The following is a 25598-nucleotide window of genomic DNA, read 5'->3' as shown; positions in this document are numbered from 1 at the left end:
CCATGGCCATTTACGTCACGCAGATAGAGAAGCACAAGTTCGTTTGCGGCCTGTTCTGGCAGTCGCTGTCGCGCCCGCGCGAGCTGGTCAAGGAAGCGGCGGATCTGGGGCGCAAGATCGAATCCGATCTGATGATCATTCGTATGGATCATTCGACGGCGCAGGCAGGCTTTGGCCAGAGCGCGGAAGGGATCCGGCGCGGGATGTTCTCGCTGGCGGCGATTGTTTCCAAGACGCTGGCGCTGGAAGGCGCATTCTACGACGGCGAGCAGCAACCGGTGCACAACTGGCTCGGCGCGTTTGCGCTGCCCGACGGCAAGTGGGCGTACTTTGCGGTGCGCGACGCCAACTTCCTGCCCAACGGCGATTTCGCCGGCAGCAAGGAAGAGGTGCTGGAACGCTTGCATAGCGACTATGCGCTGGGAGGCTGGAACGTCATCATCGGCGAGGCCGAGCTGGCCGACATGGGGTTCCACAACTTCAATGCACGCGACATCGAGAGTTTCATTCCGCGCAAGCGGGATGGGGCTATCCGGGTGCATAGCTGGTGGGGACTGCGGCAGATCGACGGCACGCCGTCCTGGGTGAAGCCGGCGCTGGCGGTGGCGGCGATGGCGGTGGTCACGGTCGGCTCGGTGCTGGGCTGGCGCTACTACCAGGAAAAAAAGGAAGCGGAGGAGCGCGAGCGCGCCATCGCCCTGGCGCGCGCGGCCATGCTGCGCGAAGCGTCGTCGGCGGCGCGGCCATGGTCGGCAAGGCCGTCGCCGCTGGAGGTGGTGCGCGCGTGCCAGCGTCAGTTCACGCATATCACGGCGGGCGGCTGGCAGCTCGAGTCGTATACCTGCACGCCGGAGCAGCAATCGTATGCCTGGTCGCGCAGCAATTCGACCGTGGCGCTGTTGCGCGAGCAGGTGCCGGGCGCCGCGATTGAAGCCAGCGGCGACAAGGCTTCGTATACCAAGGTGTTGGCGACGCTGAAGGGACAGAACGACAACCTGCTGGAACAGGAGCGTTTGCTCGATCCGATGGTGTCGCGCCTGCAGCTGATGGGGATGAGCATCAAGATCACGCCGCAGGACCTGCGCAAGGCGCCGGCGGCAAATGCGGCGAACGCAGGCTGGCAGCCGAGCTGGAAGTCTTTTTCATTCGCGTTGAATGCCCGCGGCGTCGAGCCGCTGGAAATTGCAACGATTCTCAACCGCCCCGGTGTGCGGGTAGACAAAGTGACTTACCGCGGGTCCGAATGGTTCATGGAGGGTACGATCTATGCAAAGTAACTTGACAACAAACAAGCTGGTAATTCCTGTGGCCCTGCTGGCGCTGTTGTTTGCCACCACGGCCGGCGCCGAAAGCACCTCGGACAGCCTGACCCGCATCGAAGCGGAAACCCTGGTGCTGAAGGCGCGCGAGAAGCAGCTCGAAGTGCAGGCCAGCATCGTCGGCAAGCAGAACGAGATCGCCGCCAAGCAAAGCATGACCAACGCCATCACCCAGACGGCGGTGGTGGGCGACCCGGTCATCAAGGCCATCGAGGGCATCGGCGGACGCATGTACGCCACATTGCAGCTCAGCGACGGCAGCGTGGTCGACGTGCAGCAGGGCGATACCTTGTCGACCGGCCTGAAGATCATCCAGATCAATCCGCGCGAGGTGATTGCGCAATCCAAGAGCAACCAGCGCATCCGCCTGGCGACCTATGCGCAACTCAATGGCGGCTTCAATCCCAACTTCCCCGGTGCGGGATTGTCGCTGCCGGTGCCGCAACTGAAGGGAGCGCAAAGATGAAATTGCGCATCGCCAGGCATGCCGAACAGGCGCAAGGCCACGCCGTCAACATGTCGTTTGACGACATCCAGGACGTCAACAGCGCCGATATCCTGAGCAATTCCGGCGCATACCAAGCGGGGGAAGAAGAAAAGAAACTGTTGTGCCTGCTGGCCGACGGCCGGCTGCTGGTGGCGTCCGGACAAAATCTCAATCCGCATGTGTTGTCCTATCAGGGCCGGCTGGAGCGCATGGGACGCGCGTTCCATGTGGTCTATACCAGTATCGAGGTGATTCGTCGCATCAACCAGAATGGTTTCTTCATGCTGGCCGACCGTCATCAGGAACATTCGATGATGCAGGTCACGGCCAAGGACCTGCTGACGAAGGCCTGTCGCGCGCGGGCGTCCGATGTGCATATCCGGGTCAAGAAGAATTGCACCGAAATTTTCTTCCGCATCCACAACGACCTGGTGCCGGTCGGCGGCCAGACGCGCGAATATGGAGCGCGCTTGCTGGCGACCTTGTATGGCGCCATGACGTCGGTGTCCGACAGTTCGTACAAGCCCACTGAACGCCAGGACGCCAGCATTGCGGATCGCGACAAGCTGCCGCCGGAGCTGTACGGCGTGCGTATCGCGACGGTGCCGACCAATGAGGGCAACGTGATGGTGTTGCGGCTGCTGTACAACGACGCCGGCGACAACATCGATTTGCGCCCGCTGGGATTTTCGGATGCGCATGCCGAGGCCATGCAGCAGCTCAAGGAACAGCCGGTGGGCATGAACATCATCAGCGGCCCCACCGGTTCCGGCAAGTCGACCACGCTGCAACGCGTGTTGTCGGGCGAGATCGTGGAAGCCGCCGGCAAGCTGCATGTGCTCACCATCGAGGATCCGGTGGAGTACCCGATCGAAGGCGCGGTGCAGACCTCGGTGACCAACGCCGGCACCGAAGAAGAGCGTTCGCGCATGTTTGCGGCAGCGATTTCCAACGCCATGCGGCTGGACCCGGACACGATCATGATCGGCGAGGTGCGCGACAAGGCATCGGCGCAAAACGCGCTACGCGCGTCGATGACCGGTCACCAGGTGTGGACCACGGTGCACGCTAACAGCGCGGTGGCCATCATGGACCGGCTGATGGACCTGGGCTTGCCGATGAGCCTGGCGGCGGATCATACGGTGGTCACCGGCCTGATCAGCCAGCGCCTGGTCAAGCTGTTGTGCCCGGAGTGCAAGCTGCCCCTGGCCGAACACCAGGATGCCGTGCCGCATGCGACGCTGATGCGCATCAGGCAGGCGGTGTCGCCGCTGCTGCAGGAGGTCTGCATCATGGGACCGGGCTGCCCGACCTGTAACCAGCAGGGCACCGTGGGGCGTACCGTGGTGGCCGAGGTGATCATCCCGGACGACCGCTTTTACCGTTATGTCCGGCAAGGCGAAAAGACCCTGGCGGTCAACTACTGGCTACAGGAACTGGGCGGCAAGACCATGCAGGAGCATGCCATCGAAAAGGTCGCGGCCGGCCTGATCGATCCGCGCATGGCCGAGAAGGTGGTGGGACATTTCACGATCCCGACGGCGGCGCAACAAATGCCGTTGCTGCACGTGGTGGAGGGCGGCGGTGCTACCTGACCTCAATCGAATCTGGGCGCGCCTGCAGTTCTCCGACACCCATCGGCTGCGCCTGTATCGCAAGATCGCCAAGATGTTGTCCAACGGATTGCCGCTGCTGAAGATCCTGGAGGAGTTGCGCGACCGCGCTTCCCTGCAGGGCAAGAAGCCGCACGAGCCGCTGGCGATCATTCTCGACGATTGCCGTCGCACGGTGCAGAACGGGCGCCTGTTGTCGGATGGCCTGGAGCGCTGGGTGCCGAAGTCGGAACAGATGATCCTGATGGCGGGCGAGCAGTCCGGCCGGCTTGAGTCGACGCTGCTGTCGGTGGTGAGCGTGGTGCAGGCCGGCAAGAAGATCAAGGGCGTGATTGTCGGCGGGATTGCCTATCCGATCACGATCCTGTTGCTGGTGTGCGTGTACATCTATCTGTTCGGCACGCAGGTGATTCCGCAATTCACGCGCATGGTCGATCCGTCGACCTGGCATGGTGCGGCCAAATCACTGTACCTGATGTCGCTGTGGGTGCAGAACTGGATGTTGCATGCGGTGATCGCGGTGTCGCTGTTGCTGCTGGCCTTGTTCATGTCGTTTTCGCGCTGGCGCGGCAGCTTGCGGGTGTACTTCGACCGCATTCCGCCGTATTCGATTTATCGTCTGTTGGCGGGCAGCAGTTTCCTGATGGCGTTTTCGGCCTTGCAATCGGCCGGCGTGACAGTGGAGAAATCGCTGGTGCGGCTGTCCGGGATGGCGCAGCCATGGTTGCGCGAGCGCCTCGACGGCGCCTTGCTGGGGGTGCGCTCGGGTCTCAATTGTGGCGAGGCGCTGCGCAATGCGGGATATGAGTTCCCATCACGAGAAGTCATCGATGACTTGTGCGTGTATGCGGAATACAAGGGATTCGCCGATGCCTTGAAGCTGTTGGCGGATGAGTGGATGGAGCAAGGGGTGGAAACCATCTCGCTCCGGATGAAGGTGTTGAACGGTTTTGCCATTGTCGTCATGGCGTTGGTGATCGGCTGGCTGGTGACGGGCTTTTTCGGCATCCAGCAGGAAATCGCCGCGCTGACTCGTAGCGTGCATTAACTCTCTTTATGTATGTCTGCACCAAATGTCAATTTACAGGGAAATCAACCATGGATCGTGAACATAACCTCAAGATGAAAACAACAACACTGCGTTCCGACAGCAAGCTGGCGCGCCAGCGCGGCGCCTCGCTGCTGGAAGGAATTGCCTATCTGGGCATTGCTGCGCTGGTAGTCCTGGGCGCGGTATCGTTGCTCACCGGCGCGTTCGGCAGCGCCAAATCGAATCAGGCCACCGAAGAGGTGGTGGCCATCCGGACCGCCGTGCGCAAGCTGTATATCGGCCAGAGTTATCCGACTGCCAGCCTGTTGCCCAACCTGCTGGCGGCCAACGCCATCCCGGGAACACTGGCGCGCGACACCACTGCAAACACCGTCAGCAACAGCTGGGGCGGTGCGGTGACCGTGACCGGAACTGCGACCGGTTTCACCGTTACTTATGCAGCAGTACCCAAGGATGTTTGCGTCAGCATGTTGAGTGGCGCGAACGGCTGGACCCAGGTGGCGCAAGGCGGTTCGTCGTTTACAACGTTTCCGCTGACGGCGGACAACGCCGCTGCTTTGTGTACGGTGGCTACCGCGGCCGGCAATACCGTCACCTTTACGGCGTCGTAAGCGGTAGCGCCACAGGATGTACTACCGGCCATCCCGCGCACAGAAGGCGCGGGACGTGTCGGATGCCATAGAAAAATACAAGAATGCCGATTCGGCAATGGCGTGCATGTTGTCACCACTCGGCGCCGAATCACGATTGCAACCATGGACGCCTCTCTATTCGCAGTGGCAATGGCAGGAGCTCGCTATGTGGAATATCGCCGTACTTGTCGTGTTGATGGCGGCGGCCGGAATATACGGCACTCGCAACCAGCAGACGATGAATGTCACGCAAAGTCACGTCGCCAATGCGGTGGCTGCCGATATGGCCTTGTATCGCGATGCCGTCGTGCGCTATTTCAGCGCCACCAACCAACTCAATGCCAGCGTCAGTTTTGCGGCATTGAAGAGCACCGGCATGCTGCCGTCCTGGAGCACGCTGTACCAGAGCAGCAGCACGCCGGCCTGGAATAATTATCGCGACGCCAACGGCATCATTTACGTGTATGCCGACGCGCTGCCGACCGACAACATCCTGGTCGAACTGGCCACGCTGTCGCACAACTCGATGCTGGTCGGCGCCTATCGAACCGGATCGGCGACGCTGCAATCGCCGGTTTTTGGGGATACGCTGATCCCCGTCACCGCACTGAACGGGAAATCCATCCCCGACGGCGCACCAGTATGGATTGCGATGACACAATGAAACGCTCACTGCCACGTCCGCTGCCACACGCAGCACAATGCTCGCCTCAACGCCGGCAGCAGCGCGGATTTGCCATTCTCGAACTGCTCGGCGCCCTGGCGGTCGGCTCGATCGTCCTGTTGGGGTTGTCGACCGTCATGGACAATTCAATCGATGACCTCAAAGGCCAGCAGGCGGCTTACTACCAGTCGCAGATCGTCGCGGCGGCAGCCAAGTACATCGGCGCCAATCAGGCCGCATTGCAAGCAGCAACCCCAAGTTCGACGGTGGTGGCGGCGGTGACGTTGGCGCAACTCAAGGCCGGCCAGTTCTTGCCCAACGGCATGGCGACAAGCAATGTCTACAACCAGACGCCGTGCGTATTGGTGCGGCAACCGGATCCGGTGAATTTCCCCGGGCAGTTCGATGCACTGGTGACGACCACCGGCGGGAACGCCATCCCTGATCGCGAGATCGCCGCGATTGCCATGAATGCCGGTCCCGGCAGCGGCTATATCGCATCAACCGATACCGCCACCGCGCGCGGCGCCAACTGGAGCATCAACACCAGCGCGTATCGCTCGGTGGCGTGCGCCGGCGCCACGGCCTTGACCGGCGGCAGCGGCGACGGCGGTCATCTGGTGTCGAACCTGTTTTCCGACGGTGCGGGCCAGTTGTCCACTGATTTCCTGTACCGCAACAACGTGCCGGGTCATCCGGAATTGAACCGCATGAATACGCCGATCCGCATGGCCAGCGCCGCGCTGGTGACGGCCGGCAGTTCCTGCCTGAACCAGGCCGGTGTGGCCGAGGCCGGCCTGGCGCTGGATTCGAGCACGCGCAACCTGTTGACCTGCGGCAGCAGCGGCCAATGGTCGTATCCGTCGCAATGGAAGGAACCGGTCGGCGCTTATGCCGATCTGCCGCCGTCAACCGCCGGCAGCGTGCTGGGCGACGTGCGCATGGTGACCAGCCTGAGCCGTGCATTTACTTACAACGGCAGTGCGTGGGTGGCGCTGGCGGTGGACCAAAACGGCGACTTCAACGCGCCGGGGACGATCACTGCGGCCAACATGACGGCATCGCAGGCGATCGTTTCGCAAGGAACAATACATGCCGACGGCGACATCACGACCAATGCATCGGTCGCGGCGCAAAAAAATGTATCGGCGGTAAAGACCGTTTCCGGTTTCGACGTCCAGGCGTCACACAACGTCACCGCAGAAGGGATGCAGGCCTCCGATTGGATGCAGGCGCCCACGGTCACCACCTGGTACGTCATGAGTCCGGGCGACACTTGTCATTATCCTATCTGGGACAGTGTCGCCCAAACCTATTACATCGCCTATCCGCAAGGAACGTTGGCTGTGGACAGCAGCTACCGGACGCTCATTTGCGGATCGGACAAAACCATGAGATATGTCAATGGAACCTATACACCTTAATATTTTCCGACGGAGAACGCGGTTGCTCCTGCAACTCGCCATCGCCGTCCTTGCCATCCTGGCCAGCGCGCCGGCGGTGGCCTGCTGGGAGGAAGTCGCGGCCTGGTATGGAATCAACGTACATTTGTTGTATGCGATTGCCAAGACCGAGTCGAACCTCAACCCCGGCGCCATGAACCGCAACAAGAACGGCTCGTACGACATCGGCCTGATGCAGATCAACAGCAGTTGGCTGCCGACGCTGAAGAAATACGGCGTGGAAGAAAAGCAATTGAAGGATCCCTGCGTCAACCTGCAGGTAGGCGCGTGGATCCTGTCGCAGAACATGCGCAACCTGGGCGTGACCTGGGAAGCCGTGGGCGCCTATAACGCAAAAAATCCGGCGCTGCGTGTCAAATATGCCAAGAAAGTTTACAAGAACATTCCCGAAGAAGTCCTGAGTCAGCGTTGATACGCTGGCTTGGCGACGGCCCCGGCGCCTGGATTCAGGCGCCGGCGCACATTTCGAGGCGGTAACCCTGGCTGTAGGCGGTGCGGATCATGACGACCGGTTCGCCGTCGACGACCAGTTTCTTGCGCAATTTGTAGACGTGCTGTTCGATGGTTCTGCCGGCAACCTCGCTGTCGGCGCTCCAGATGACGGCGCCGATGGTCTCGCGCGAGATATAAATGCCCGGCGACGAGAAAAATAGCCAGGCCATGCTGAATTCGCGGGAGGTCAGCGAAATGGGGCGGTCGAGATAAGTGAATTTTGCATTTTCCCGATTCAGTGAAAATCCGGCATACTCTATAGTACGGCGAATGTTGACAGGAGCGCAGCGGCGCAGCAAGGCGTTGATGCGGGCCACCAGTTCGATCGGTTCGTACGGCCTGACGACAAAATCGTCGGCGCCGCTGTCCAGCGCCAGCGCGGCCAGTTCCGCATTGCGCAGCGGCGACAGCACCAGCGTCGGGGTGCGATTGCCGGTACGGAAATTGAGCCACGAAAAAATGCTGTCGTCGTCACGCGGCATGACGGCGATGTCGATCACGATCAAATCGAAGGTGTTGCGCTGCAAGCTGCGCAGAAGCGCAGTTTCAGAATCGTAATGAGCAGGTTCGAAGCCGGAACGGATGAGGGTGGCTCGCACTTGTTCGAAAACAGTTGTATTGCGGATGTAACATGCGATTTTCATGGTTAAAAAAAATCAAACGGCGTTACGTCGTGCGGACCGGTAATTTTTGTTGCCTTCGGGCTAGGATATCACTGTTGAGTATTCTTGAATATTGCATAGACTCAATCGATGTATACTGGTGGGAAGGTCGGTAAACGAGATCGCTGAAAGACGATGAAAGAAGAAAATGGCCGGCCGGTATCGGGCTTCATTTGAACTTCTTGTCGCTGAATATCAGGCTATTCGTCAGTTTGAGAAATGAAACGGAGCTGGTTATATACACAAGAAAAATACCTGCACCGTCCCGACATGCTTTTCAAAAATTTAGGTGGTTGAATGCCAAACAACTTTCCCATGACACGTAATCTCCAGCAAGAAGTGCTTGCCCTCGTCAATGCCAAACAAACTTTCTCGGACATTCACATCGAGCAGGACGAATTGATCATGATCAAGACGCCGCGCGGCTGGCAACCCGTCGGCGATGCACCGGTCACCATTGAGGCATTGAGTCCCTTGCTCAGCGCCATCGATCAAGACTGGGAGGACAAGATCATCGACAAGGCGATCGATTGCCCGTACATCCTGGAAGAGTGGCGCCTGCGCTGCAATATCTACCGCATGGACCGCGGCAGCCGGGTGGCCGTGTCGATCCGCCGTTTCCCGCTGCAGCCCATCGCGCTCGAGCAGACCGGCTTGCCGACCTACGTGAAAACGATGCTGGAGGCAACCAAGGGCATCATCCTGGTCACCGGTCCGACCGGCGCAGGGAAGACGACCACCATTGCTTCGATGCTCGACTATATCAACACGACTCGTCATGGTCATATCGTCACCATTGAAGAACCGATTGAATACGAATTGCGTCGTAAGCAATCGATCATTTCCCAAAAAGAGGTTCCTACAGATACGGTCAGTTTTTCCAGCGGCCTGCGTGAAGCATTGCGGCAGAAGCCGGATGTATTAATGGTTGGCGAAATCCGCGACTTCGACACTGCCGATACGGTCCTGCATGCAGGTGAGTCCGGTCATCTCGTGCTGGCGACCCTGCATACCAGCAGCGCGGTGCGCGCCATCACCAAGTTACTCGGTTTCTTCCCGCAGGATCAACGCGCTCAGCGGGCTGCCACACTTGCTGACTCTCTGGTCGGCGTCATCTTCCAGAGCCTGTTGCCGTCCGAGGATGGCAACAGCCACGTCATGGCCAGCGAAATGGTGTTCAACAACAACCAGCAAATCGCGCCGTACATCATCGATCCCAACAAGCTGCACATGATCACCGAGTTCATGAAGCGCAAGGAAGATAACATGTCGCGCAATCTTAACGAGGTCTTGTTACAGTTGGTTATCAAAAAGGCCGTCAGCGCACGCGACGCCTTGCGCATTGCCTACAATCGCCTCGAACTGCACGACATGCTCAATAACAAGCGATAGGCGGCTTTGTTGACCTCACCTTTACAACATTGCATTAAAAATAAAAAATTTGCAGTGCTTTAATTAATGTACAGCATTCGTTTGCAATGCGTGATTGTCTACAACTATTCTCTTCATTGATTTCTTCGATTGCCACGCAGCTTCGATAGGCGCCCCTTTGCGGCGCACTGTTGTCATATGCTGCGGTTTCTTGTCGATGAAAGAGCGGAGTGTGCAGAAACGACACTCCGCAAATGGCGTTGACATTATTTTTGCAAGTTTGCAGGATGCAAAGCGCACGACCATTCTCCCAAGTGAATGTGGCAACGGCAAAAATCACACCTGAATTCAATTTCGCGCCGTTCTGGCGCGTTTTTGTAACCAATACTTTGTATCGTACCACAAAACTCTGGTTTGTGTGCCGGGCTGGGCACATTCTGTTTCTGTTGATGGAACCGTTTTTCGCTGGCCGTCTACTCATGATGGCGAGCGAGTATTTCCCGATTGTCTAGCCGCGACATTTCTTGCCTTCGGATTGCTTCCCACGTGGTCGATACGACCATCATCCTCGCATGCGTTGAATATTCCCGCGACGCCTGACGACTGCCTGTCGCCGCTTCGCTGTACTGATGACAAGAATGGAAGATGACAAGATGAAACAAAAGAATTTCCGCGCCCTGGTGGAAGAAATTGCCGGCATCGCCAACGTTGCAGAGCTGACCCGCGTTGGCAATCACGCTCAGGTCGACGTGGATGGCGTGTCCTTCACGTTGATGGAAGGCGTCGAGCTGGAAGAAGGGACGGCGGCCTATTTCTGCGATTTCGGCGCGGTTCCCACGAACGCCGACCGTGCTGAAATCCTGCAACGCCTGCTGGAATGCAATCTGCTGATGTTCGGCGTCGGCACACCGACCTTTTCCCTCAATTTCGAAACCGGCCACGCCTTGCTGATGGGGCGGGTCGAACTCGAAAAAATCGAGGCCAAGAGCTTGCTCAGCGCATTTGCGCAATTTTCCGCCCAAGCCAAATTGTGGCGCCAGACCTACTTCATGGAAGGCCTGAAAAAGACGCGCGCCAAGACGCACCGCCTGCTGGCTGCCGCCGAAACCCCATAACCCAATCAAAAAAGAGAACTATCATGGCTCATGCTTCACAACAAATCAGCTCCTCATCGGGAGCACACGCCGTCGACAATCTTTCCGACGCCCAAAATCCCCGACCTGTCTCCGACTCTCATGTCAAGATTTCGACGACCACGCCGCCGTCTCGCGCGTTGCAGCATCAGCCACGCATGCCGGGAGAGTTCGAGAGGCCGGCAGAGCTTATCGAAATGAACGAGACCGAGCAGCATGATTGGCAACACGAGCTCGAGACAGCAGAGGAACCTCAGAATGTGCAGGATGCGAAACTGCAAGGCATCCTGGACAAGTATCTGACGAACGAGAAGAACCGAGAAATGCCACCAGAGGTCGTGTTGCCGTTCGTCAGGGAACAATTGACCCAACTGGCGCGACCCGAAAACCAGCGCAACTGGGCCGAGGCAGAGCGTCTTTACCTGGAGATACATGGCGTCGACGGCGCCAAGCTGGAGGAAATAAAAGGCGGCCTGTTCAAGGGCGGTTGGATAGGATCCGGCAGCCTGTACGCGTTGAGCGGCCAATTGATGACGTTTGCCTCGCTGATTCCTGCGATCTATACGGCCACTGTCTCGGCCGAAGCCTTGAAAAAGGATCCGGTGCACTATGCCTGGATCAATCTGGGCACTCAGCTGGGCGTATCGCTGGCGACGCCGTTCGTCAATTCCGCCATGCAGATCATCATGGTGGCGCGCCAGGAATTGATGCGCGGTGAAGGCCAGTCGGCGCGCTCGAAGGAGATGAAGGCGCGCGGTTATGATGAGATCTCGACAGAGATGACGGAGGTGACGGCGCGGATGGATGCGGCGAGGGCCAAACTCGATGAGCATCGGGAAGCCTTGCAAACCCTTCCGCAGGGCAGCCCGGCGGCCCAGGCGCGGCTGGCCCTGATAGAGGCAGACAGTGAAGAGATCGTGGGCCTGCTGGCGCGCTCGGGCGATCTGGCGCATGAATTCCAGGTGCGGCACGACGTGATCAACCTGAACTACGTCGGTCAGTTCAACCAGTCGCTGGTGCGGGTCTTCCGTTCGGTGGTCAACATGACTTCGGCGGTAGCGGGGCTGGAAACCGCCAACACGCATCTTGGCAACCTCATTCAGATCGGCGGCACGCTGGTGGCGATGGGGGGGCAGCAATTCTGGGCTGCGCCGGCGGATGTCGCCAACAAGGAACAAAAGACGCTGGGCGCAACCATCATGTCGACCCGGCTGGTGCGTCCCGAGTCGCGCAACAAGCCGATCGGAGAACTGGAAGAAGCAGACCTGGACATCTCCGACTTGAGCAAGCAGTGGAAGGGACCGATTTCGACGGCCAAGGGACAGTTCCAGGAGTATCTGGATATTGAAATCGCCTATTGCGAACAAGGCCTTGGCGACCTCGTCAATCTGGAACCGCATGAGTTCCGACGCCTGGAGCAACTGGAGAACAAGCAAGCCAGTGATGACCCGGTACTGGACCCGGCAGAACAGGCGGATCTGACGCGCTTGCTGGCCAAGCGTAACGCGGTGCCCGCCGGAAGCAAGACCGAGCTGCATCAGCATCTGAGCGAACGGCTGGACGCGCTGCGGCAGGATGTGAGGCATCTGAAGGCGGACAACTGGATGGCCCTGTCGCCGGAGAACCGCGCGTCCTTGCTCAGGGCCGTCAGCGGCGACAGTCCATGGAGTTTGTCGGCGCAGACGGCGTGGGCGCGCATGCGCTTGCCGGCCGACTTCATCGCGCAGATCGCACAGCGCTTCGGTTCGCAGTTCGCCATGATTTTTGCCGGCACCAATATGCCGCTGATCCTCAATGCCTTGTTCCGACTGGTGACGGCATACAAGAGGGAGGAGGGTAAAGAGCCGCCGATCCCCAATCACTGGCGCGATGTGCTCACCGTGGCGTTCATGCTGATCGCCGTGGGCGGGGCGTTGTCCGCCGGCGCCGGCGTCAACGACAAGATCACGCAACGTTCCAAGATGAAGAGCGATGCCGACAGCGGCGCCATGTCGTCGCGCGTGGGCTTCCAGCCGAGCCTGGCAGGCAAGGCGCTCAAGGCGATCAGCCAGGCCATGTTTGCATTTCCTTCGGCCATCAGGCAACGTCGGGCGATCGATGCGGCATCTACCGGCAACAATGCCTCCCGTGAGCGCCTTGCGCAGCAATGGGGCCAACTCGGTCAACAGGCAGCGCAACTCGCTGATCATCTCTCGGACGACGAGGGGGATGACGAGGAGAATGGCGAGCGCGGCAGCAGGAGCGGAGAGCGTCAACGCGTCTGACGGCTGCCGGCTGACGGCGCCGACGTATCGGCAAGGGAAACAAAAAAGGGGAACCGGCGAGGTTCCCCTTTCCACATATGGACATTCGATCAGTTTCATTCATCAAGGGATACGCCATGTCAAAAGCACTGTTTGTCGAGTTAGCCAGCAAGTTCTGTCAACTGGCCCGTCTGCCGGAGCCGGAGCGGCTGCTGGAAGGCAATGCCATCGAAGTCGACGGCGTGGATTTCTACCTGGCCTACGACGAAGAAGAAGAGCCGGACCATCTGGTGGTGTACTGCGATTTCGGCATTCCGCCGGCAGAGCGCCGGCTGGAAGCCTACGAAGCACTGCTGGAAGTAAACATGGCGATGTATGGCAGCAATCCACCGGCATTCATGCTGTCGCCGGGCAAGCGGGTCGCACTGGCGTACCACTATCACCTCAAGGAGATCGTGGCCGAACAACTGATGAATCTGTGCGCAGGTGTTGCCGGTCAGGCACGCGAATGGCGCCAGGATTATTTCCTGAGTGCAGCCGCCTGATCTCCAGGCCCTGGCGTTCGCTCCGGATCTATCTATTTATATAAAGGAGTATCAGAATGGGTAACGGCATTTCTGATGTTGGCAGGGGTGGCTACTTTCGCCATGTGGAGGACAACACGCAGCTCAAGACTGCGCAGCGCAGTACGTTCCAGGCGACCGCAAGCAACAAGATATCAAACTGGTTCGCAAAGAAAAATGACCTCAATGCGCAAGATATCGGCGCCGGTCTGAAGTCGTTGCGACAAGCGAGCCTGAGCACGCGCAAGGCTTTGTCGGCGACATCGAGCGGATTGCAGCGATTCAGTGCGAAGTTCGGGGTCGGGGCACAAATTGACAGGTTCAAGGCGCGCGGCAATGAGACCGCGCGCGCCGATGTGGCCGAGCGTCGCCAGCAAAAATTGGACGGGATCAATGACCGTGCTGAACTCAAGAAGGCCCGTCTTGAATGGAAAGAGAAAATCAATCGGGCCGCTCCGGAGAAAATGGCAGAGACAATTGCTCAGGCCGATGAAGAGTTTCAGGCGCTTTTGGCGAGTAAAAATTACGAGGAACTGGGAGGCCTTTCTGGTATCGCGCCTGAAAAGGAAGATCCAACCTATATGATCAACGCCGACGGCCATCGGGTGCGCACGTCGGACCAAAAGCTGCCTTTCGTTGCGCGCAAGGTGGCCGAAATGGGCAGTCGCCAATACGAAAACGGCGTCACCGGGGTCGAGCGGGCAATCAAGCGCGGCGCCCAGTATGGCGCAATCGGATTGTCCAGCGGCGTGCAATTGGCCAAGCAGGGCGTGTATACGGTAGCGGCAAAGATGTCGTCGCACGAGAGCGAAGAGCGCGATAATTTCTTGCGCCATGCGGGACGCGCGCGCGACATGCGTCGCCTCAATAGCGCCTCCCTGAAAGGAAATCAGGCACTGACGGAGAAGTTTTACAAAGTGAATGATGAACAGGAAGCGACGCGCGCCGAGATGTTCGAGAGGGCCGGGTACGAAGAGATTAAGAGTATTGGGGGTGTTGCGCCACCCAAGACACGCTATTCTGCGCGCAAGATGGATGAGTATTTCAGCGATCCCGACGACAAAAAGCCCAAGATGCGCAGAGTTGCTGCCGCCTATGTCGGATTTGCGAACTTGGGTTCGAAAATGTCACGCTCCTATCACACCAAAATGGTGAGCTGGGTCAGCAATCACGAAGATGCCGACACGCCGAGGATGCAGCAAGCCCGGCTCTACCATGAAAATAAGAGTTTTAAAGCCAACTTCAAGATCGACACCAGTCTGGCCGCGCTTGATGGCCGGTTGAGGGGCGGCGCGCCCAATGTAGAGCCGGAAAGCGAAGCGGAATATCAGGATCCGGAAACTCAATACACGAACCGCCGCTCGCCATCGCCCGTGTTGTCCCCCAGTCCTGTTAATCTCAGTCCAAGTGCGCGAGCGCGCTTCCTGGATCATCCAATCGTCGATGACCAGGAGGATGAGGATGAAGATCAAGGCGTTCGCCTTAGCTCTGCCATGTCGCGAACTCCAACACCACCGCTTCTTGACCCACGAAACGCCTTCATGCGACCTGAAGATGGTGAAGAGGACGGCGATGACGATTTCTATGCTAAGGCAGGTTGATTCATCATGCTGAACATCTCATCAGAACAACCGCCGGACTGGATGCAGTTTTCACGGACTGCCCACGTCCGTTGGGACGACATCGACGCCATGGTCGAGCGCACGCATGCCTCGATTCGTGCCGAGTGCACCTTGCTGGTGGCGGTATTGCGCGCCGGCAGTCCGATCGCGGCGCTGCTGGCGCGCAAGACCGGGTTGCCGCTCGACTACCTGCTATGCAACCGCATCAACCCGCAGCCGCACTTCATCGACGGCGCGGCGCGTGCTCCGCACGGGCACAGCATCTTGCTGGTGGACGACGTCTGCGGCAGCGGCTGGACGTTCGAACGCACCAAGGCTTATTGCGAAAGCCTCGGCAATCGCGTCAAGACCTTGAGCGTCTATCGCTGCGAAGGGCCGGAGATGTACGTGCCGGACTACAGCATGCCGATGGACAAGGGGACTTATCTGCGCTGGCCCTGGGAGTATCAGCGCGAATCCGAAATGCCCGAAGAGGGAATGGTGGCGTAAGTTGCTCCCATGTATCGGGCGATGAGCAGCTGAATGCGTCGCTGCCGACATCCTTTCAAGGCAAGTCGTATCCGACCGCTTCGGGATCGTTCCCGAAGCGGTTTTTTCATTCCAGTTTTCTTGCGTCATCAAGAGCGAATGCCGAAGTGCCTTGATGAGGTCTATAATCGGCGGCGTCCGTATTCTGCGCTCAATTGCCCAATTTCAGGGAACTTGCGACGAGCGATTGAATATCGGCCAGACATCGTTCGCATGTTGCTTTATCCAGAATAAAATCAGTTGGTTTCATCCGACAATTGTTAGTATGCCCTGGATGCGCAACAAGCCTGAATACGTTTTATCAGAAACAATACATGACACAGACTGAACTGATTCTTATCGCCGTCGTTGCTCTTGTTGCCGTCGGCATCGTGCTGCAAGCGATGATCCTGATGCGCGGCCGCGGCGGCGTCGACATCGCCACGCCCCTGCAACAGGTGAAGAGCGAACTGCAACGCCACCAGCAAGACCTGGCCGAGCGCAGCGAGCGCGAATTGCGCGAGCAGATGCAGGGCAATGCGCAAAACACCCGTCAGGAACTCGGCAGCAATTTCGGCCAGTTGCAACAGACGCTGGCGGCGCAGATGACCAGCGTGGCGACCTTGCAGAACAACCAGATCGACAGCTTCGCGCAGCAACTGGTCAAGCTCAACGAGACCAACGCCCAGCAACTCGACGGCATGCGCCAGACCATGAACCTGCAGGCGCAAGCCAGCCGCGAAGAACAGGCGGCGTCGCTCAAGCGTTTCGGCGACACGCTCAATCAGACGCTGTCCACGCTGACCGAGTCCAACGCGCAGCGCATGGCGGAGGTGCGCGCGACACTGGAAGCCAAGATCAAGGATCTGCAGCTCGACAACGGCAACCGCCTTGAAGAGATGCGCAAGACCGTCGACGAGAAATTGCACGCCACGCTGGAGCAGCGTCTGGGCGAATCCTTCAAGCTGGTGTCCGATCGCCTCGACAAGGTGCATCAGGGCCTGGGCGAGATGCAGCAACTGGCCATCGGCGTGGGCGATCTGAAACGCGTGCTGACCAACGTCAAGACGCGCGGCACCTGGGGAGAGGTCCAGCTGGAAATGCTGCTGGAACAGATGCTCACGCCCGACCAGTACGCCAAGAACGTCGAGACCGTACCCAACACCGGCGAGCGCGTCGAGTTTGCGATCAAGCTGCCCGGCAACGACGACGGCGGCACGCCGGTCTGGATGCCGATCGACGCCAAGTTTCCGAAAGAACAGTACGAACGCCTGGCGGAAGCCGCCGACCGCGCCGATGCCGAAGGCGTGGCGCTGGCTGGCCGCGAGCTGGAACGCGCGGTGCGCGGCGAAGCCAAGACCATCGCCGAAAAATACCTGTCGCCGCCGCTCACGACCGATTTCGCGATCCTGTTCCTGCCGACCGAAGGTCTGTATGCCGAAGTCATGCGCCGTCCGGGTTTGTCGGACGACTTGCAGCGCACGCATCGCGTCAGCATTGCCGGGCCGTCGACTTTATCGGCACTGTTGAACAGTTTGCAGATGGGTTTCCGCACGCTGGCGCTGGAGAAGCGCTCGTCGGAAGTGTGGCAGGTGCTGGGCGCGGTGAAGACCGAGTTCGGCAAATTCGGCGATGTCCTTGCCGCGACGAAGAGCACTTTGGAACGTGCCGCCAAGAACATCGAGCAAGCCGAGACGCGCACGCGCCAGATGACGCGCAAGTTGAAGTCGGTGGAAGCATTGCCGAGCGATACGGCGCAAAAGTTGCTGGGAACGGCGGAGCCGGAAATCGACGGCGACGGCCAGAGCGAATTGTTGTAACTGCAATCTTTGTCGTCCCGGCGAACGCCGGGACCCAGTGTCGTATGAAGCGTATGAGACTGACGGGGACTCAGCGAACCAGCAGTTTCATCAACAGGGCGAACGCCTTGCCGTAAGGCGGACTGAACAGCCGCATCGCATTGATGCGGCTCTGCCTGAACACCGGCTTCATGTGCGAAAAACGCCGGAAGCCTTCTTCCCCATGATACGCACCGATGCCGGACGCGCCGACGCCGCCGAAGGGCAGGTCTTCCTGTGCGATATGCAGCAGGGTGTCGTTGACGGCGACGCCGCCGGAGACGGTCTGTTGCAGCACCCGTTCGACGATGCGCGGGTTCTTGTCGAACACATACAGCGCCAGCGGACGCGGCCCGGCATTGATCGTCGCAATGGCGTCGCCGATCTTTTCATAAGCGACCAGCGGCAGCAGCGGGCCGAAAATTTCTTCCTGCATGATGCGAGCCTCGGCTGAGGCCTGCGTCACGACAAGCGGCGGCAGCAGGCGCGTCGATGCATGCGGCGCGCGCCGGCTCAGCGGGGTCAGTACCGCGCCACGTTGCTGCGCATCGCTGCACAGCGATGCCAGACGTTCGTAGTGGCGCTGATTGACGATGCTGGTGTAGTCGTCGGTCGGCAGGCGCTCGTCATTGAGGGAAGGATAAAACCGGGCCACCACGTCGCGAGCGCAATCGATGAAGTCTTGCTCGCGCCCTTTGGGCAGCAGCACGTAGTCGGGGGCAATGCAGGTTTGGCCCGCGTTCAGCAGCTTGCCGTTGATGATGCGCGTGACGGCATGGCGAAAGTCGGCCGACGGCCCGATGATGGCGGGAGACTTGCCGCCCAGCTCCAGCGTCACCGGCGTCAGGTTGGCGCCGGCGGCGCGCATGACTTCGCGGCCGACCGCGGTCGAACCGGTAAAGACCAGATGGTCGAAGGGCAGGGCGCAGAATTCCCGCGCCAGTGCGATGTCGCCATTGACGACGGTGATTTCATTTTCCGAAAAAGATTGCCGGATCAACTGATCGAACAGCGCGCCGAATGTCGGCGTGTGTTCCGACAGCTTGATCATGGTCAGATTGCCGGCTGCAAGCGCACCGCTGAGCGGACCGATGGTCAGCAACAGCGGATAGTTCCAGGGCGTGATGATGCCGACGACGCCGAGAGGTTGCGGCAGCAAGGTGTTGCGCGCGGGTTTGTACCAGATGGACGTGCGTCGCGATTGCGGTTGCATCCAGATGTGGCCATGCGCCAGTGCGTGATCGACGGCTTGCAGGCTGGTGAAGACTTCCAGGAATTGGGTTTCGTGCTGCGAGCGGTTGCCGAAGTCATGGCTGATGGCGGTTGCGATGTCGTGCTTGTGGCGGATCAGCAGATGGCGCAGGCGCTGCAATCTGTCGCGGCGCAACTCCCACGAGACGACCGGCTCGGCACGCGCATGGTCGTGCAGTTGCCGGAAGCGCAGGGGCAGCGACATCGCCGTGTCCCTCTAGGTCAATCCGTCGAACAGCACGACCTGCACCGCGTCGCCGGCGGCGACGTCGCCTTGCGCGTCGTCCAGCACGATGATGCAGTTGGCGTCCGACATGGAGCGCAAGATGCCGGAGCCCTGGGCGCCGGTCAATCGCACTTTCCATTCGCCGTCTTCGTCGGCCGCCAGAATGCCGCGCTGGTATTCGGTGCGTCCCGGTTTCTTGCGAATGGCCGACAAGGATTTCACCTTCAGGCGCGGGAGCGGACTGGCGTTGGCGCCGGACATGCGCAGCAAGGCATCGCGCACGAAGAAATAGAAGCTGACCATGACCGCCACCGGATTGCCGGGCAAGCCGAACAGGTAGGCGCCGCGGCCTTGCGAGGCAATGCGGCCGAAGGCCATGGGACGGCCCGGACGCATGCCGATCTTCCAGAACAGCATGTCGCCCAGCCTGGTCATGGTTTGCTTGGTGTAGTCGGCGGCGCCGACCGACACGCCGCCGGAGGTGATGACGGCGTCGGCATGTTCGCAGGCGCTGCGGAATGCCGCTTCCATTGCCGCCGGATCGTCCTTCACCACGCCCATGTCGATGATGTCGCAGCCCAGGCGCGTCAGCATGCCGTAGAGCGTGTAGCGGTTGGAGTCGTAGACGCAGCCTGGTTCCAGCAGTTCGCCGACGGAACGCAGTTCGTCGCCGGTGGAAAAGAAGGCCACGCGCAGATGCCGCTTGACGCCGACTTCGGCCACGCCCAGGGAGGCCAGCAAACCGATATCGGCCGGACGCAGGATCTTGCCGGCGCGCAGCGCGACCTGGCCGTCGCGCAAATCTTCCCCGCGCAGGCGCCGGTTGTCGCCACGGCGCACGCGCCCGGCAGGAATGGTCACGGACGTGTCGCCGGCGTTCTCAGTGAATTCTTGCGGGATCACCGTATCGCAATCGGCGGGCATGGCGGCGCCGGTCATGATGCGCACGCATTCGCCGCCGGCGACGGCGCCGTCGAAGCGTTGGCCGGCGTGGATGCTGGCGACGATGCGCAAGTTCAGCGTCTTGCCGTCGGCGAGATCGTCGCCGCGCAGGGCGTAACCGTCCATGGCGGAATTGTCGTTGGCCGGCACATCGATGGTCGAGACGATGTCGGTCGCCAGCGTGCGGTCGAGGGCGCTGCGGATGGCGACTTGCTCGACCGAGGCGATCGGCTGCACGAAGTCGTGGATGATCTTCTGCGCTTGCGGCACGGTCATGGCGTCGGGGTCGTAACCCGAAACGCAGCTGACGATGTCAGACAGGGAGAGTTGAGTCATTTATTCTGCTTCCGTTTTTTCGATTCTGCCGTGCGATTCCAACCCGATTCCAATGCCTGCAGCTCCTGCAAGGTGTTGACGTTGCTGAAGGCGGCTTCGTCGTCGAAATGGACTTCTGCGGTACGGATGCCGGCGAACCAGCGTTCCATCTTGCGGCCGTCGTCTTGCAAAAATTGCGTCAACGCCGGCAGCAGCGTTTTCTTGAGCAGACAAAAGACCGGATGGCGTTGCCGTTGGTCGTCGCGGCCGGTCACGGCGAGCGCTGCGTCGGCGTTGTCCTGTTCAAGTCCTGCGGCGAGTCTGGCAACCAGATCCGCAGGCAGCAATGGCGAATCGCAGGGTACAGCCGCCAGGTAGTCGCCAGGGCAATGCGTCAGGCCGCTGTGCAGTCCCGCCAGCGGGCCGGGAAAGTCCGATAGCAGGTCGGGCCACACCGGGGCGTCAAAACCGGCTCCCAGCACCGCATAGTCGTTCTCATGGCGATTGGCATTGATGGCGAGGCGATGAACCTGCGGGGAAAGACGTTCCAGCGCATGTGCCGCCAGCGCTTTGCCGCGGAATGCCTGCAAGCCCTTGTCGAGGTGTCCCATGCGGCTGCCGCGTCCGCCGGCCAGTATCAGTCCCGTAATCTGCTGAGGGGTGATGGAGATGGGCACGGCGATCACCCGCCGATATACGACATTTCCACCTTGCGTACTTGCGGCATCGACGTCGTGGAGGTGCTTTTGTTTTCGCTGCGCAGTTCGGAATAGCGATCGCCGCGCCGGCGCCACAGGGCGGCGATGGCGGAGGATATCTCGGCGTCGCTGCGTTCGCCGCGCAGCAGGCCGCGCAGGTCGTGGCCTTCGCCGGCGAACAGGCAGGTGTAGATCTTTCCTTCGGTGGACAGGCGCGCGCGGCTGCAATCGTGGCAGAAGGCCTGGGTGACGCTTGAAATGACGCCGATTTCATTGCCACCTGCGCCGCTGCCGTCTTGGTAGCGCCAGCGCTGCGCCGTTTCGCCGGCATAGTTGGCGTCGATTGGCTCAAGCGGCATTTCGGCGTGGATGCGCGCGATGACTTCGCTCGATGGCACGACTTCATCCATGCGCCAGCCGTTGGAGCTGCCGACGTCCATGTATTCGATGAAGCGCAGGACGAACGGCGTGTTCTTGAAATGCCGCGCCATCGGCAGGATTTCGTGGTCGTTGACGCCTTTTTTGACCACCATGTTGATCTTGATCGGACCCAGGCCGACTTTGTGGGCGACCTCCAGGCCGCGCAGGATCTGCGAGACCGGAACGTCGACGTCGTTCATGCGCTTGAAGTTGGCGTCGTCCAGCGAGTCCAGCGAGACCGTGACGCGTTTCAGGCCGGCGTCTTTCAGTGACTGGGCCTTTTGCGCCAACAGGGTGCCGTTGGTGGTCAGGGTCAGGTCGAGCTCGCGACCGTCGGGCGTTTTGATGTCGTGCAGCATGCCGATCAGGCGTTCCAGATGCTTGCGCAGCAGCGGTTCGCCGCCGGTCAGGCGGATCTTTTCGACGCCGTGGCCGACGAACAATGTGGCGAGGCGGGTGATTTCTTCAAAAGACAGCAGCGACGAATGCGGCAGGAAAGTGTAATCCTTGTCGAACACTTCCTTGGGCATGCAGTAGACGCAGCGGAAGTTGCAGCGGTCGGTAACCGAAATACGCAGGTCGTGCAGCGGACGCATCAGCGCATCGGTCAGAAAGCCGGTCGGCGCTTCCAGCAGCGCGGGAACGGCTGCGAAGCCGCCGATCGGGCGTTCGTCGAAGATGGGGATGATGCGCTTGTTCATACTCGCTACGATAGCACGAGGCAAGGGATTGCACAGTGTACAGAACCAATACGGAGGGCAAGGTACAGCATATGGTTCTGCCGTTTTTTGTTCCTGATTGGCAATAAGTTCGATCGGCGGCGATTTTTCGTAGCGCCTTGATCGGCTTGCTGCATTACCGAAACGACAGGCGAGAAAAAAGGGAGTTTTCACTCCCTTTTTTCATTGCAGTGCAGCGTCGGCATCAGTGCATGCCGACGAAGGCATCAGCGACGGGTTTCGACCTGAACCAGCGGATCGGTCGATTGCGGCGGCAATGGCTTGCGTTCGCGCGGTACATGCACCGGCGGCACGATCTGGGCTGCGGCAGCCTGGGCGGCGCGCAGTTTTTCCGGATCGGTGCTGGCCAGGGTCAGACCGGCCGACGACAGCATGTCGTGCAGCTCATTCCATTGCTGCTTGCCGTTGGCGGCTGGCGCAGTCGTCTGGCTAGCTGCCTGAACCGGCGCAGGGGCGGGTGCAGTAACAACTGGCGCAGGAGCGGCTTCAATCGGTGCCGGTTCGACGGCTGCCGGGGCAACTGCTTCAGGCAACAGGCTGATTTGTTGCGGTGCTGCCGGTGCTTCTGCAACGACAGGGGCCGGAGCAGCTGCGACTGGTGCAGTTTCCACAACAGGTGTCGCGGCGACAGGAGCAATAGACGCAACAGGCGCTTCAGCAGCGATCGCGACCGGTTCCCGGGCAGGAGCAGGTGTCGGTGCAGCTTCGACTGCGGGTGCAGCGGCAACAGGCTCGGCGGCAGGAGTAATCACAGGAACAGCGACAGGAACAGCGGCGGGAGCAGCTATTTCAGCAACCGTATTCACCACTGCTGGTGCTTTCTCGTACCAGGGACGTTCTTCTGCCTCGGCTGCATTGCCGGACGAGGTTGCCGCTTGTGCTGCAACCGGTGCCGACTCTTCGCCATCCGCCAGTTCGCCTTCAGCGTTTTCGCCGCCGACGTTATCGCCTTGTTCGCGATCGCGACGGTTGCGGTTGCGGCCGCCGCGACGACGGCGACGACGCGGTTCGCCGCCATCTTCGGTTGCGCCTTCGACTTGGTTGCCGACGACTTGTGCGGATTCGGCGCCTTCAACTGCTACGGCGGCGACACCGGTTGCCAGTGCGGCTTCCAATGGCAATGCTTCGTCGGCTTTCGGCAGATCCTTGCGTTCTTCGCGTGGCGGACGCGGTTGGCGTGGCTGACGCGGTTCGCGTGCTTCGCTTCCTTCGCGCGGTTCGCGGTTTTCACGGGCTTCGCGTGGTTGGCGAGGCTCGCGCGGTTCACGATTTTCGCGGTCGCCACGGCCTTCTGCGCCTTCGCGCGATTCACGAGGTTCACGCGCTTCCTTGGGTTCGCGCGGCGGACGCGGCGGACGTGCCGGTTTGCCCTCGGCGTCCTGTTTGCCGGACTCTTCGCGGGCATTTTTTTCCGACGCAGTGCCGTCGCGCTCTTCGCGCTCGTTGCGGTTGCGGCCGTTGCGGTTGCGACCGTTACGGTTGCGGGTGTTGCGGTCGGCGTGTTCGCGTTTTTGCGGCGTCTTGGTTTCGGCCGGGGCGGCGACTGGCGCAGGTTCCGCAGGCTTGGCACGGAAAAAGCTCCAGATCTTGCTGAAGAAGCCGGATTCCGGCGCCAGCGTCGGTACAGGTTCCACCGGTGCGGCGACCTTGCGCTCGACGATGGGCGCAGGCTGGTCAGGGGTGATGCCCTTGACGACGGCTTCCTGGCGCGGTTTGAGGTCTTCCTTCTGGCGCTTGCTGTAACCGATGTCGGTTTCGGCTTGTTCGGCCATGGCGTAGCTGGCTTGGGCGTCGTCCAGGCGCGGATCGTCGTGCTTGATGCGTTCGAGCTTGTAGTGCGGGGTTTCGAGGTGCTTGTTCGGGATCATGATGACCGTCACGCGGTGGCGTGTTTCGATCTTCAGGATTTCGCCGCGCTTTTCGTTGAGCAGGAAAGCGGCGACATCGACCGGCGCCTGCACGTGGATGGCGGCGGAGTTTTCCTTCATTGCTTCCTCCTGGATGATGCGCAGGACTTGCAATGCGGACGATTCGGTGTCGCGGATGTGGCCGGTGCCGTTGCAGCGCGGGCAGGTCACGTGGCTGCCTTCGGACAGCGACGGACGCAGGCGCTGGCGCGACAGTTCCATCAGGCCGAAGCGCGAGATCTTGCCCATCTGGACGCGGGCACGGTCGTGGTGCAGGGCGTCTTTCAGGCGGGATTCGACTTCACGCTGGTTCTTGGCGTTTTCCATGTCGATGAAGTCGATGACGATCAGGCCGCCCAGATCGCGCAGGCGCAATTGGCGGGCCACTTCGTCGGCGGCTTCAAGGTTGGTGTAGAACGCGGTGGTTTCGATGTCGCTGCCGCGGGTGGCGCGGGCCGAGTTGACGTCGACGGAAACCAGGGCTTCGGTGTGGTCGATCACGATGGCGCCGCCCGATGGCAGCGGCACGGTGCGCGAGTACGCGGTTTCGATCTGGTGTTCGATCTGGAAGCGGGAGAACAGCGGCACGTCGTCGCGGTAGCGCTTGACGCGGTGGACCATGTCCGGCATCACGTGGGCCATGAACTGCTGGGCCTGGTCGTGGATGTCGTCGGTGTCGATCAGGATTTCGCCGATGTCAGGCTGGAAATAGTCGCGGATCGCGCGGATCACCAGCGAGGACTCCTGATAAATCAGGAAAGCGCCGGAACCGGACTGGCCGGCACCTTCGATGGCGCGCCAGAGTTGCATCAGGTAGTTCAAATCCCACTGCAGTTCATCGACGTTGCGGCCGATGCCGGCGGTGCGGGCGATGACGGACATGCCGTTGGGCAGGTCCAGCTTGTCCATGGTTTCGCGCAGTTCCTGGCGATCTTCGCCTTCGACGCGACGGGAAACGCCGCCGCCGCGCGGATTGTTCGGCATCAGGACCAGGTAACGGCCTGCCAGGGAGATGAACGAGGTCAGGGCTGCGCCCTTGTTGCCGCGTTCTTCCTTCTCGACCTGCACGATGATTTCCTGACCTTCGCGCAAGGCTTCCTTGATGGAAGCGTTGCGGACATCGATGCCTTCCTTGAAATAAGTGCGGGCCACTTCCTTGAACGGCAGGAAGCCATGGCGTTCTTCGCCGTAATTGACGAAGCAGGCTTCCAGAGAAGGTTCAATGCGGGTAATGACGCCTTTGTAAATGTTGGATTTACGCTGTTCGCGTCCGGTGGCTTCAATATCGATGTCGATCAGTTTTTGACCGTCAACGATGGCTACGCGCAATTCTTCCTGCTGCGTAGCATTGAACAACATACGTTTCATGTTTCACTCCGTGGCACTGAGGCCGTAATGGCGCTTTTTAAAAGTACGCCATAAAGTACAAGGATGTACGC

The 25598-nt window shown here is 60.2% G+C and carries 22 protein-coding genes; 15 read left to right on the top strand and 7 right to left on the bottom strand.

What is annotated here, in order from left to right:
- The first annotated feature begins 2 nt into the window (after window positions 1-2).
- The 8 genes from pilO2 (at window position 3) to PMI16_RS10320 (ending at window position 7641) form a co-directional block, all read left to right on the top strand.
- Window positions 3-1277, top strand: a complete 1275-nt coding sequence (gene pilO2 / locus PMI16_RS10355; RefSeq protein ID WP_007879212.1) for a type 4b pilus protein PilO2 — start codon at window positions 3-5, stop codon at window positions 1275-1277.
- A gap of 1 nt (window position 1278) precedes the next feature.
- Window positions 1279-1785: a type IV pilus biogenesis protein PilP gene (gene pilP / locus PMI16_RS10350; RefSeq protein ID WP_237719841.1), complete on the top strand. Its 507-nt coding sequence runs from the start codon at window positions 1279-1281 to the stop codon at window positions 1783-1785.
- The gene (locus tag PMI16_RS10345; RefSeq protein ID WP_007879210.1) at window positions 1782-3401 is read left to right on the top strand and encodes a GspE/PulE family protein; all 1620 of its coding nucleotides are present in this window, start codon (window positions 1782-1784) and stop codon (window positions 3399-3401) included. The genes pilP and PMI16_RS10345 overlap by 4 nt, the downstream gene beginning before the upstream one ends.
- Entirely contained in the window at window positions 3391-4467 is a 1077-nt protein-coding gene (locus PMI16_RS10340) for a type II secretion system F family protein (RefSeq protein ID WP_007879207.1), read from the top strand. The genes PMI16_RS10345 and PMI16_RS10340 overlap by 11 nt, the downstream gene beginning before the upstream one ends.
- Window positions 4468-4517: 50 nt before the next feature.
- Window positions 4518-5081, top strand: coding sequence for a type 4 pilus major pilin (locus PMI16_RS10335; RefSeq protein ID WP_007879206.1), 564 nt, complete (start codon window positions 4518-4520; stop codon window positions 5079-5081).
- Between the two features lie 187 nt (window positions 5082-5268).
- Entirely contained in the window at window positions 5269-5766 is a 498-nt protein-coding gene (gene pilM / locus PMI16_RS10330) for a type IV pilus biogenesis protein PilM (RefSeq protein WP_007879205.1), read from the top strand.
- Window positions 5763-7190: a shufflon system plasmid conjugative transfer pilus tip adhesin PilV gene (gene pilV, locus PMI16_RS10325; RefSeq protein WP_007879204.1), complete on the top strand. Its 1428-nt coding sequence runs from the start codon at window positions 5763-5765 to the stop codon at window positions 7188-7190. Before pilM ends, pilV begins: the two co-directional genes overlap by 4 nt.
- A 22-nt stretch (window positions 7191-7212) precedes the next feature.
- A complete protein-coding gene (locus PMI16_RS10320; protein ID WP_007879202.1) occupies window positions 7213-7641 on the top strand; it encodes a lytic transglycosylase domain-containing protein in 429 nt (142 codons plus the stop codon).
- 34 nt (window positions 7642-7675) lie between these two features.
- On the opposite strand, the gene PMI16_RS10315 is transcribed toward PMI16_RS10320, so the two are convergent.
- Complete coding sequence (locus tag PMI16_RS10315) at window positions 7676-8365, bottom strand: response regulator transcription factor (RefSeq protein ID WP_007879199.1); 690 nt, start codon at window positions 8363-8365, stop codon at window positions 7676-7678.
- 315 nt (window positions 8366-8680) lie between these two features.
- Here PMI16_RS10315 and PMI16_RS10310 point away from each other — a divergent pair, with 315 nt between their 5' ends.
- Window positions 8681-9775 carry a type IV pilus twitching motility protein PilT gene (locus PMI16_RS10310; protein ID WP_007879198.1) on the top strand — a complete coding sequence of 365 codons (1095 nt, stop codon included), beginning with the start codon at window positions 8681-8683 and terminating at the stop codon, window positions 9773-9775.
- A gap of 34 nt (window positions 9776-9809) precedes the next feature.
- Here PMI16_RS10310 and PMI16_RS25855 read toward each other — a convergent pair whose 3' ends face one another.
- On the bottom strand, window positions 9810-10139 hold the full coding sequence (locus tag PMI16_RS25855) for a hypothetical protein (RefSeq protein WP_157212598.1): 330 nt from the start codon (window positions 10137-10139) through the stop codon (window positions 9810-9812).
- Window positions 10140-10407: 268 nt separating this feature from the next.
- On the opposite strand from PMI16_RS25855, the gene PMI16_RS10300 reads away from it, so the two are divergent.
- From PMI16_RS10300 to rmuC, 6 genes are all read left to right on the top strand, one after another.
- On the top strand, window positions 10408-10869 hold the full coding sequence (locus tag PMI16_RS10300; protein WP_007879196.1) for a CesT family type III secretion system chaperone: 462 nt from the start codon (window positions 10408-10410) through the stop codon (window positions 10867-10869).
- 341 nt (window positions 10870-11210) lie between these two features.
- Window positions 11211-13151, top strand: a complete 1941-nt coding sequence (locus PMI16_RS10295; RefSeq protein WP_157212597.1) for a hypothetical protein — start codon at window positions 11211-11213, stop codon at window positions 13149-13151.
- 116 nt (window positions 13152-13267) lie between these two features.
- A complete protein-coding gene (locus PMI16_RS10290) occupies window positions 13268-13675 on the top strand; it encodes a CesT family type III secretion system chaperone (RefSeq protein WP_007879192.1) in 408 nt (135 codons plus the stop codon).
- 56 nt (window positions 13676-13731) lie between these two features.
- On the top strand, window positions 13732-15294 hold the full coding sequence (locus PMI16_RS10285) for a hypothetical protein (RefSeq protein WP_007879188.1): 1563 nt from the start codon (window positions 13732-13734) through the stop codon (window positions 15292-15294).
- A 6-nt stretch (window positions 15295-15300) separates the two neighbouring features.
- Window positions 15301-15804 carry a phosphoribosyltransferase family protein gene (locus PMI16_RS10280; protein ID WP_007879187.1) on the top strand — a complete coding sequence of 168 codons (504 nt, stop codon included), beginning with the start codon at window positions 15301-15303 and terminating at the stop codon, window positions 15802-15804.
- Window positions 15805-16157: 353 nt separating this feature from the next.
- Window positions 16158-17642: a DNA recombination protein RmuC gene (gene rmuC, locus PMI16_RS10275; RefSeq protein ID WP_007879186.1), complete on the top strand. Its 1485-nt coding sequence runs from the start codon at window positions 16158-16160 to the stop codon at window positions 17640-17642.
- Window positions 17643-17712: 70 nt separating this feature from the next.
- On the opposite strand, the gene PMI16_RS10270 is transcribed toward rmuC, so the two are convergent.
- From PMI16_RS10270 to PMI16_RS10250, 5 genes are all read right to left on the bottom strand, one after another.
- Entirely contained in the window at window positions 17713-19116 is a 1404-nt protein-coding gene (locus tag PMI16_RS10270; protein ID WP_007879185.1) for a coniferyl aldehyde dehydrogenase, read from the bottom strand.
- A 12-nt stretch (window positions 19117-19128) separates the two neighbouring features.
- The gene (gene moeA / locus PMI16_RS10265; RefSeq protein WP_007879183.1) at window positions 19129-20415 is read right to left on the bottom strand and encodes a molybdopterin molybdotransferase MoeA; all 1287 of its coding nucleotides are present in this window, start codon (window positions 20413-20415) and stop codon (window positions 19129-19131) included.
- Entirely contained in the window at window positions 20412-21080 is a 669-nt protein-coding gene (mobA, locus tag PMI16_RS10260; RefSeq protein WP_007879181.1) for a molybdenum cofactor guanylyltransferase MobA, read from the bottom strand. Before mobA ends, moeA begins: the two co-directional genes overlap by 4 nt.
- Window positions 21077-22213 carry a GTP 3',8-cyclase MoaA gene (gene moaA, locus PMI16_RS10255; RefSeq protein WP_007879179.1) on the bottom strand — a complete coding sequence of 379 codons (1137 nt, stop codon included), beginning with the start codon at window positions 22211-22213 and terminating at the stop codon, window positions 21077-21079. The genes mobA and moaA overlap by 4 nt, the downstream gene beginning before the upstream one ends.
- A gap of 245 nt (window positions 22214-22458) precedes the next feature.
- On the bottom strand, window positions 22459-25527 hold the full coding sequence (locus PMI16_RS10250) for an Rne/Rng family ribonuclease (RefSeq protein ID WP_007879178.1): 3069 nt from the start codon (window positions 25525-25527) through the stop codon (window positions 22459-22461).
- Between the last annotated feature and the right edge of the window lie 71 nt (window positions 25528-25598).

The organism is Herbaspirillum sp. CF444 (assembly GCF_000282135.1).
Taxonomy (GTDB): domain Bacteria; phylum Pseudomonadota; class Gammaproteobacteria; order Burkholderiales; family Burkholderiaceae_D; genus Herbaspirillum.
Note: the sequence above shows the minus strand (reverse complement) of the source record. Positions and strands in the feature narration are given on the sequence as shown.

Excerpts from the sequence above, each read along its gene's own strand:
- PMI16_RS10335 (WP_007879206.1), top strand. The coding sequence starts at position 4,518 with ATGGATCGTGAACATAACCTCAAGATGAAAACAACAACACTGCGTTCC.
- pilM (WP_007879205.1), top strand. The coding sequence starts at position 5,269 with ATGTGGAATATCGCCGTACTTGTCGTGTTGATGGCGGCGGCCGGAATA.
- PMI16_RS10250 (WP_007879178.1), bottom strand. The coding sequence starts at position 25,527 with ATGAAACGTATGTTGTTCAATGCTACGCAGCAGGAAGAATTGCGCGTA.
- PMI16_RS10310 (WP_007879198.1), top strand. The coding sequence starts at position 8,681 with ATGCCAAACAACTTTCCCATGACACGTAATCTCCAGCAAGAAGTGCTT.
- PMI16_RS10270 (WP_007879185.1), bottom strand. The coding sequence starts at position 19,116 with ATGTCGCTGCCCCTGCGCTTCCGGCAACTGCACGACCATGCGCGTGCC.
- PMI16_RS10280 (WP_007879187.1), top strand. The coding sequence starts at position 15,301 with ATGCTGAACATCTCATCAGAACAACCGCCGGACTGGATGCAGTTTTCA.
- pilO2 (WP_007879212.1), top strand. The coding sequence starts at position 3 with ATGGCCATTTACGTCACGCAGATAGAGAAGCACAAGTTCGTTTGCGGC.
- PMI16_RS10315 (WP_007879199.1), bottom strand. The coding sequence starts at position 8,365 with ATGAAAATCGCATGTTACATCCGCAATACAACTGTTTTCGAACAAGTG.
- PMI16_RS10290 (WP_007879192.1), top strand. The coding sequence starts at position 13,268 with ATGTCAAAAGCACTGTTTGTCGAGTTAGCCAGCAAGTTCTGTCAACTG.
- rmuC (WP_007879186.1), top strand. The coding sequence starts at position 16,158 with ATGACACAGACTGAACTGATTCTTATCGCCGTCGTTGCTCTTGTTGCC.
- pilV (WP_007879204.1), top strand. The coding sequence starts at position 5,763 with ATGAAACGCTCACTGCCACGTCCGCTGCCACACGCAGCACAATGCTCG.
- PMI16_RS10300 (WP_007879196.1), top strand. The coding sequence starts at position 10,408 with ATGAAACAAAAGAATTTCCGCGCCCTGGTGGAAGAAATTGCCGGCATC.
- PMI16_RS10345 (WP_007879210.1), top strand. The coding sequence starts at position 1,782 with ATGAAATTGCGCATCGCCAGGCATGCCGAACAGGCGCAAGGCCACGCC.
- PMI16_RS10285 (WP_007879188.1), top strand. The coding sequence starts at position 13,732 with ATGGGTAACGGCATTTCTGATGTTGGCAGGGGTGGCTACTTTCGCCAT.
- moaA (WP_007879179.1), bottom strand. The coding sequence starts at position 22,213 with ATGAACAAGCGCATCATCCCCATCTTCGACGAACGCCCGATCGGCGGC.
- PMI16_RS10295 (WP_157212597.1), top strand. The coding sequence starts at position 11,211 with ATGCCACCAGAGGTCGTGTTGCCGTTCGTCAGGGAACAATTGACCCAA.
- moeA (WP_007879183.1), bottom strand. The coding sequence starts at position 20,415 with ATGACTCAACTCTCCCTGTCTGACATCGTCAGCTGCGTTTCGGGTTAC.